The 7,976-nt window shown below is 69.4% G+C and carries 1 protein-coding gene; it reads right to left on the bottom strand.

Annotation, left to right across the window (positions count from 1 at the left end; genetic code table 11):
- A partial coding sequence (locus ACZ7M7_RS44880) for an amino acid adenylation domain-containing protein (RefSeq protein ID WP_472127628.1) occupies window positions 1–7,910 on the bottom strand: 7,910 nt, incomplete at its 3' end.
- Window positions 7,911–7,976: the final 66 nt, after the last annotated feature.

Genomic DNA, 7,976 nt, shown 5'->3' with positions numbered 1-7,976 from the left:
CCCACCACAAACCGCTCAATCTGCGCCCCCGCCAGATTCACCAACCCCGCATGCGACACCACCACACCCTTCGGCCGCCCCGTCGAACCAGACGTGTAGATGATGTATGCGAGCTGGTCAGGAGCGATGTCCGGCAGCTTGCACGGGTCGCCGTCCAGCTCGTCGAGGAGGACCGTCTCCACGGCGGTGGACAACCGGCCGACGGTCTCGGGCGCGACCAACACCAGTTCGGCATCGCTGTCGGCGACCATGTAAGCCAGCCGGTCGGCGGGGTATTCGGGATCCATGGGCACATACGCCCCGCCGGCCTTCCACACGGCCAGGATCGCGACGATCGCATCTATCCCGCGCGGCAGGCACAAGCCCACCCGCGATTCCCGGCCCACACCCCGCGCCACCAAGCCACGCGCGAGCGCGTCGGAGCGCGCATCCACCTCCGCATACGACAACGCCCGTTCCTCGGAGCACAGCGCGGCTGCCTCCGGCGTCCTTGCCACCCATCCCCGGAACAGCTCCAGCACCGTCGAGGCATCGACCTCGCTCACGGTGGCGTTCCACCCCTCGATGATCGCGGCCTTCTCTGCCTCGTCCAGCACCGCAATGCCGCTCAGCCGCAGCTCAGGGTCGGCCGCGACCTGCTCAAGCACCCGCACCAACCGCTCGGCCAGCCGACGGACCGTCCCCTCGTCGAACAGGTCGGCCGCGTAGAGGATGCCGCCGCGCAACCCACCGGCAGCACCGTCATCCAACCGGCACTCGCTCAGCGTCAGGGAGAGATCGAACCGGGCCGGCGGGTCCTCCGCCGGCGGAATCTGCTCGACCGCGAGCCCTTCCAGGTCCCACCGGGCTTCCGGCACGTTCTGCAGTGCCAGCATCACCTGGAACAGCGGGTTACGCGCCGCCGATCGCGCCACACCCAGCTCGTCGACGAGCCGCTCGAAGGGCACGTCCTGGTGCGCGTACGCCGACAGGTCGGACTCCCGGACACGGGCCAGCAGATCACGGAACGAGGGATCACCGGAAGCATCGGACCGCAGGACCAGGGTGTTGACGAAGAACCCGGCCAGCTCCTCCAGTTGCGCATCCGACCGGCCCGCCACCGGCGTGCCGACGCACAGGTCCTCCCCCGCTCCCATCCGGGCCAGCAACACCGCCAACGCGGCGTGCACGACCATGAACATCGTCGCCCCACCCCGCGAAGCCAGCTCCACCAACCGGGCATGCGTCTGCGCATCCACCCCGACCGGCACCGACCCACTACGGAACGACGGCACCCCCGGACGCGAACGATCAAACGGCAGAACTGTCTCCTGCGGCGCGCCCTCCAAACTCCCCCGCCAAAACGCGGTCTGCCCCGCCGCGGCGCTGTCCGGGTCGTCCAGTGCGCCCAACACCTCCCGCTGCCACAACGCGTAATCCGCGTACTGGACAGGGAGCGGCTCCCACCCCGGCTCGGCACCCGCCAGGCGGGCGCGGTAAGCGGTCTGGAGATCGCGGGCCAGCACGCCCATCGACCAGGCGTCCGTGGCGATGTGATGCGCCACCAACAACAGAACCCACTCCGCGTCGGAAACCCCCAGCAGAGTGGTCCGCCACGGCAGCTCAACCGCCAGATCGAAACCACGCCCGGCCTCGTCCTGCACGACCTCACGCCAGCGCTCGCCGGCCTCGATCACCCGGAGGCGGGGACGCCCGTCGGCCTGCTCGCGGATCTCCTGATACGGCACACCCTCCACGTCAGGGAAGACCGTGCGCAGACTCTCGTGCCGATCCGCCACATCACCCAACGCGGCCTGCAGCGCCTTGATGTCGAGACGGCCGGTCAGCCGCAGGGCGAAGGGAATGTTGTAGGCACCAGCGCCGTCGGCCTCGGCTCCGTCCATGCGGTTGAGGAACCACATCCGCTGCTGAGCGAACGACAACGGCACCCGCTCCGGACGCTCCCGCCGCCCCAGCACCACCACACCCGACGACGCCCCAGCACCCTCCACCAGCCGCGCGATCCCCGCCACCGTCGGCTCCGCGAACACCTCACGCACACCGACCGACACCTCCAGCACCGACCGAATCCGCGCGATCAACCGCATCACCAGCAGCGAATCACCACCCAGCTCGAAGAAACCCTCCTCCGCACCCACCCCCTCCACGCCCAACACCTCAGCGAACAGGGCGGAAAGCGCCTCCTCGGCCGGAGTCGACGGCGCGCGCCCACCGCTCGCCGCAAAATCCGGTACCGGCAGAGCCTCACGATCAACCTTGCCGTTCACCGTCAACGGGAACGCATCCAGCACCACCACCACCGACGGCACCATGTACTCCGGCACCCGGGCAGCGACAAACACCTGCAACTCACCGGCGTCCACATCACCAACCACGTACCCGACCAGACGGCCATCCCGGACCTGTGCCACGGCCCGCTCGACCTGCGGATGCGCCGCCAGGACCGCCTCGACCTCGCCGAGTTCGACACGGAAGCCGCGGATCTTCACCTGCTCATCCACACGCCCCACGAAGGCCAGCTGGCCGTCCGCCGTCCAGCGCACCAGGTCCCCGGTGCGATACATCCGCCTGCCCTCACCGAACGGGCACGCGACGAACCGTTCCGCCGTCAGATCCGGGCGGTTGACGTACCCACGGGCCAGACCATCGCCCGCGACGTAGAGCTCGCCAGTCACACCGACGGGGACGGGCCGCAGATACGCATCCAGCGCATAGGTACGGACGTTGGGCAGCGGAGAGCCGATGGCGGGCGCGGCGTCCTCGCCGGTGATGCCTTCCTCCAGCAGGATGGCCGTGGTGATGACGGTGGCCTCGGTGGGGCCGTAGGTGTTCCACACCCGCGCGCCCTCACGCCACTTCGCCGCCAGACCGGCCTCCAGGCGCTCCGCACCCAGCACCCAGTTCCCGATCCCGGACACCACCTCCGGCTCCAGCGCGCCGAGCAACGACGGCACCACGCTCGCGACCTCGACACCGGCCGCCTCGACCATGCGCGCCAAGGCAGCCGCGTCCAAACGTTCCTCCGCCGAGGCGATCGCCAACGTGCCCCCGGCCGCCAGCGTCACCGCCACGTCCAGCACCGCCGCGTCAAAACTGAACGAGGCGAACTGCAACGCCGTCCCGCCCGGCTCGACACCCAGGACCGGACGCATCGCCGACGCCAGATTCGCCACCGAGGCATGGGCCACGGCCACACCCTTCGGCCGCCCCGTCGAACCCGACGTATAGATGACGTAGGCGAGCTGGCCAGCCACAACCGCCGGCAGCACACCCAGGTCACTCTCCAGCCCGTCCAGCAGGACCGTCTCCACATCTGCGGACAAGCAGCCGACGGTCTCACCCGTCACCAGCACCAGCTCGGTACCACTGTCGGCGACCATGAACACCAGCCGATCCGATGGATACTCGGGGTCCAGCGGCACGTACGCCCCGCCGGCCTTCCACACGGCCAGGATCGCCACGACCATCTCGGCCCCCCGCGGCAGGCACAGACCCACCCGCGACTCTCGGCCCACACCCCGCGCCACCAACCCCCGCGCGAGCGCATCGGAGCGCGCATCCACCTCCGCATACGACAACACCCGGCCCTCAGACCACAGCGCCACCGCCTCCGGCGTCTCCACGGCCCAGGCGTGGAACCGCTCCAGCACCGAGCCGGGCTCAAGCGGCTGGTCCGTAGCGTTCCACTCCTCCACGACCGACGCCCGCTCGGCCACGTCCACCAGATCGAGGCCACTCAGCCGCAGCTCCGGATCGGCCGCGACCTGCTCCAGCACCCGCACCAACCGCTCAGCCAGCCCACGCACCGTCCCCTCGTCGAACAGGTCGGCCGCGAACAGAATCCCGCCGTCCAAACCGGCCGGGGCGCCGCTGTCAGACCACCGCTCGCTGAGGCCCACCGACAGGTCGAACCGGGCGGGCGCTACCTCCGGCGGTACCTGTTCGACCGCAAGCCCTTCCAGGTCCCACCGGGCTTCCGGCACGTTCTGCAGCGCCAGCATCACCTGGAACAGCGGGTTACGCGCCGCCGATCGCGCCGGATTCAGCTCATCGACCAGCCGCTCGAACGGCACATCCTGATTCTCATACGCCGACAGGTCGGACTCACGGACACGCGCCAGCAGGTCACAGAACGAGGGGTCACCGGAAGCATCGGATCGCAGGACGAGGGTGTTGACGAAGAAGCCGGCCAGCTCCTCCAACTGCGCATCCGACCGGCCCGCCACCGGGGTTCCGACGCAGAGGTCCTCCCCCGCCCCCATCCGCGCCAGCAACACCGCCAACGCGGCGTGCACGACCATGAACATCGTCGCCCCGCCCCGCACGGCCAGCTCCACCAACCGGGCATGCGTCTCCGCATCCACCCCGACCGCAACCGAGTCACTGCGGAACGAGGGCACCGCCGGACGCGAACGGTCGAAGGGCAAAGCTGTCTCCTGCGGCACCCCCTCCAACGCTCGCCGCCAGTACTCGACCTGCCCGGCACCCGTGCCGGCCCCGTCGTCGTCCAGCTCGCCCAATGCCTCCCGCTGCCACAACGCGTAATCCGCGTACTGAACCGGCAACGGCGCCCACCCGGGGATCCGACCGGAAAGCCGCGCACCATAGGCAACCCGGAGGTCATTCGCCAGCACGCCCATCGACCAAGCGTCGGTGGCAATGTGATGCGCCACCAACAACAGAACCCACTCCGCGTCCGAGACCCTCAGCAGAGTGGCCCGCCACGGCAGGTCGGCACCAACGTCGAAGCCACGCCCGACCTCCTCGTGCATGACCTCACGCCACCGCTCGCCGGCCTCAACCACCACCAGCTCCGGACGACTGCCCGCACCCTCCAACACCTGCTGGTAAGGCACGCCCTCCACATCGGGGAAGACCGTGCGCAGACTCTCGTGCCGATCGGCCACATCACCCAACGCGGCCTCGAGCGCAGCCACATCCAACTGCCCGCTCAGACGCAACACCAGCGGCAAGTTGTAGACAGCGCTCGGGCTCTCCACATCCGCCTCTTCCATGCGGTTGAGGAACCACATCCGCTGCTGAGCGAACGACAACGGCACCCGCTCCGGACGCTCCCGCCGCCCCAGCACCACCACACCCGACGACGCCCCAGCACCCTCCACCAGCCGCGCGATCCCCGCCACCGTCGGCTCCGCGAACACCTCACGCACACCGACCGACACCTCCAGCACCGACCGGATCCGCGCGATCAACCGCATCACCTTCAGTGAATCGCCGCCCAGCTCGAAGAAGCTCTCCTCCGCACCGACCACGTCCGCTTCCAGATCCAGCACCTCGGCGAACAGGGTGCACAGTGCTTCCTCGGTCGGAGTCGACGGCGCACGGCCACCGCTCGCCGCGAGGTCGGGGGCGGGGAGGGCGGCCCGGTCGATCTTGCCGTTCACGGTCAACGGGAACGCGTCGAGAACGACGACCGCCGACGGGACCATGTAGTCCGGGAGCCGGGCAGCGACAAACACCTGCAACTCACCGGCGTCCACATCACCGACCGTGTAGCCGACCAGACGGCCATCCCGAACCAACACCACGGCCTGCTCAACCTGCGGATGCGCCGCCAGAGCCGCCTCGACCTCGCCGAGTTCGACACGGAAGCCGCGGATCTTCACCTGCTCATCCCCGCGTCCGACGAAGGCCAGCTGGCCGTCCGCCGTCCAGCGCACCAGGTCCCCGGTGCGATACATCCGCCTGCCCTCACCGAACGGGCACGCGACGAACCGTTCCGCCGTCAGATCCGGGCGGTTGACAAAGCCCCGAGCCAGGCCTGAACCGGCCACGTACAGCTCACCCGTCACACCGACGGGGACGGGCCGCAGATACGCATCCAGCACATAGGTACGGACGTTGGGCAGCGGAGAACCAATCGAGGGCGCGGCATCCTCACTCGTGATGCCCTCCTCCAGCAACACCGCCGTGGTGATGACGGTCGCCTCGGTCGGCCCGTAGGTGTTCCACACCCGCGCACCCTCACGCCACCTCGCCGCCAGACCGGCCTCCAAGCGCTCCGCACCCAGCACCCAGTTCCCGACCCCGGACACCACCTCCGGCTCCAGCACGCCCAGCAGCGACGGGACGACGCTCGCCACCCCGACCCCGGCCGCTTCGAGCATTTCGGCCAGGGCAGAGGGGTCCAGCCGCTCGTCGGACGAGGCGATCGCCAGCGTGCCACCCGCGGCCAGCGTGACCGCGACGTCCAGGACGGATGCGTCAAAGCTGAACGACGCGAACTGCAGCGCCGTCACCTCGGGGCCGGTGCCCAGGACGGGACGCATGGCCGACGCCAGGTTCGCCACCGAACCATGGGCCACGGCCACGCCCTTCGGCCGCCCCGTCGACCCCGACGTATAGATCACATACGCCAAATCATCGAATGCGCCAGGCACATCAACCGGTTCACCGGACTCGATCGCAAGCTCGTCCAGGAGGACGGTGTCACCACCCAGCGAGCCCGCTGTCTTCTCCGCGACGAGCACCAGCTCGGCGCCACTGTCGGCGACCATGTAAGCCAGCCGGTCGGAGGGGTACTCCGGATCCAGCGGCACATACGCCCCACCGGCCTTCCACACCGAAAGGATCGCGATCACCATCTCGGCGCCACGCGGCAGGCACAGACCCACCCGCGACTCCCGACCCACACCCCGCGCCACCAACCCCCGCGCCCACACATCCGAACGCGCATCCACGTCTGCATACGACAGCGCCCGGCCCTCGGACCACAGCGCCACCGCCTCCGGCGTACACACCGCCCACTCCCGGAACCGCTCCAGCACCGTCGAGGCATCGACCTCGCTCACGGTGGCGTTCCACTCCTCCACGACCGACGCCCGCTCGGCCACGTCCAGCAGATCGAGGCCACTCAGCCGCAGCTCCGGATCGGCCGCGACCTGCTCAAGCACCCGCACCAACCGCTCAGCCAGCCCACGCACCGTCCCCTCGTCGAACAGATCCGCGGCGTAAAGGATCCCGCCGCCCAGCCCGGCCGGAGCGCCACCGTCGGACCACCGCTCGCTGAGGTCAACCGACAGGTCGAACCGGGCTGCGGGGTCCTCGGCCGGCGGGACCTGCTCCACCCACAGCCCCTGCAGTTCCCACCGTCCTTTCGGCACGTTCTGCAGCGCCAGCATCACCTGGAACAGCGGGTTACGCGCCGCCGATCGCGCCGGATTCAGCTCATCGACCAGCCGCTCGAACGGCACATCCTGATTCGCATACGCCGACAGATCCGACTCACGCACCCTGCGCAACACCTCGGCGAACGACGGATCCCCCGCCACGTCCGACCGCAGTACAAGGGTGTTGACGAAGAAGCCGGCCAGCTCCTCCAGTTGCGCATCCGACCGCCCGGCAACCGGCGTGCCGACGCAGACGTCCTCCCCCGCACCCATCCGCGCCAGCAGCACCACCAACGCGGCGTGCACGACCATGAACATCGTCGCCCCGCCCCGCACGGCCAGCTCCACCAACCGGGCATGCGTCTCCGCATCCACCCCGACCGCAACCGACCCACTACGGAACGACGGCACCGCCGGACGCGGACGATCAAATGGCAGCACCGTCTCCTGCGGCACCTCCGCCAACGCTCGCCGCCAGTAAGCGATCTGTTCCGCCGCCACGCTGTCCGGGTCGTCCAGTGCGCCCAACACCTCCCGCTGCCACAACGCGTAATCCGCATACTGAACCGGCAACGGCACCCACCCGGGGACCTGACCGGAAAGCCGCGCACGATAGGCAACCTGGAGGTCGTTCGCCAGCACCCCCATCGACCAGGCGTCCGTGGCAATGTGATGCGCCACCAGCAACAGAACCCACTCCGCGTCCGAGACCCTCACCAGAGTGGTCCGCCACGGCAGCTCAACCGCCAGATCGAAGCCGCGCCCGGCCTCGTCCTGCATGACCTCACGCCAGCGTGCGCCGGCCTCGATCACGTGGAGCCGGGGACGCCCGTCGGCCTGCTCGCG

The sequence above is a fragment of the Streptomyces sp. NPDC111606 genome, from assembly GCF_055656945.1.
Note: the sequence above shows the minus strand (reverse complement) of the source record. Positions and strands in the feature narration are given on the sequence as shown.